The sequence below is a fragment of the Flavonifractor sp. DFI.6.63 genome (assembly GCF_024462255.1).
GTDB classification, from domain to species: domain Bacteria; phylum Bacillota; class Clostridia; order Oscillospirales; family Oscillospiraceae; genus Lawsonibacter_A; species Lawsonibacter_A hominis.
Map to the genome: position 1 here is coordinate 1 of NZ_JANGBE010000071.1, position 1,451 is coordinate 1,451.

General features: G+C 55.1%; 1 protein-coding gene. It reads right to left on the reverse strand.

The genetic code is table 11. The features are described 5' to 3' along the window. Nucleotides 1–126: 126 nt before the first annotated feature. The gene (locus NE547_RS17860) at nucleotides 127–1,347 is read right to left on the reverse strand and encodes an IS256 family transposase (RefSeq protein WP_256176614.1); all 1,221 of its coding nucleotides are present in this window, start codon (nucleotides 1,345–1,347) and stop codon (nucleotides 127–129) included. Nucleotides 1,348–1,451: the final 104 nt, after the last annotated feature.

Below are 1,451 nucleotides of genomic sequence, written 5' to 3' on the forward strand. Positions count from 1 at the left end.
CTGGAAAGCAGGGCGGATTCTGGCCTGAATCCCTTGATTACCGAAAGCCATGGTGGTCAGAGCGGTATGCGCGCCGGCACGGCGTGAATGCCGTTCTGGCCGCTGTGGCATACTAGGACAAGGGAGTCAGCCAACGGCTCGGTCAGCGAACATGATCTCCAGCTGGCTGAGCACCAGATCCCAGTTTTGACATCTGGCGTGCCAGTGCTTCACGATACTCTGGGAGGCCAGATACAGCATCCGGCGCAGGGAGTCGTCGTTCGTGAAGGAGGGCTTGTTCTTCGTGATCTGCCGGAACTGGCGGTTCAGGCCCTCGATGATGTTCGTCGTGTATATGATTTTCCGAATCTCAACGGGGTATTCGAAGAATGTGCTTAAAACCGGCCAGTTTTCCTCCCAGCTTTTCACGCAGGAGGGGTACTGCTTACGCCAGGTCTCCGCGAAGGCCTGCAGATTTTTTTCGGCTTCCTCCAGTGTGACGGCACCGTAGATCTTCTTCAGATCCGCAACGACTTTCTTGATGTCCTTGTAGCTGACATATCTGGTGGAACTGCGCACCTGGTGGACGATGCAGCGCTGCAGCCGACTTTTCGGGAAGACGGCCTCAATAGCCTGCATCATCCCACACAGGCCGTCCGTGCAGAACAGATATACATCCAAAACACCCCTGCTTTTGAGGTCATTCAGCACATTCAGCCAGAATTTGCTGTTTTCGTGCTCTCCGATCCAGACGCCCAGGATGTCCTTCCTGCCGTCCATGGTGACACCCAGAACCACATAGGCTGCTTTGGTCACATACCGCCGGTCCTCCCGCACTTTATAGTGAATGGCGTCCATGAACACAAACGGATACACCGGCTCCAGAGGACGATTCTGCCAGGCTGTGACCTCCGGCATGATCTTTTCACTGATCTTCGTTACCAGCTCCGGAGAGATCTCCACGCCGTACAGTTCCTTGATCTGCTCGGCGATATCCCGTTGGCTCATGCCGCAGGCGTACAGCGCCAGAATCTTATCCTCCATCCCGTCCGCATTCCGGTCATACTTGCCGATGATCTTGGGCTCGAAGGAGCCGTTCCGGTCCCGGGGAACCTTGATGTCCACCTCGCCCAGCTGGGTCTTGACGGTCTTCTTCGTGTAGCCGTTGCGGTAGTTTCTGGGGGTGCCCTCCGGCTCGTCTGACCGCTCACAGCGCTCGCGACCAAGCTCCTCGTCCATCTCCACTTCCATGACGGTCTGGATGACATCCCGGAACATTTCCTTCATGGCCGCCAGGATCTCCGTCGTGCTGGTGAAGTGTTGGCTCTGAACGTATTCCTTCAATAAATCCTGTGGTACTGACTGCATAATCTTCGTCTCCTTCGTCTTGAATGTTTGATCTCATTCTTGACTCAGTCGAAGATTTTCATACTGTCGGGGAACGTCGATTACACAGAATTTTCGGCGGTCTC

What these genes read in the sequence shown, in the direction of transcription:
- NE547_RS17860 (WP_256176614.1), bottom strand. Translation starts at nt 1,347, where the DNA reads ATGCAGTCAGTACCACAGGATTTATTGAAGGAATACGTTCAGAGCCAA.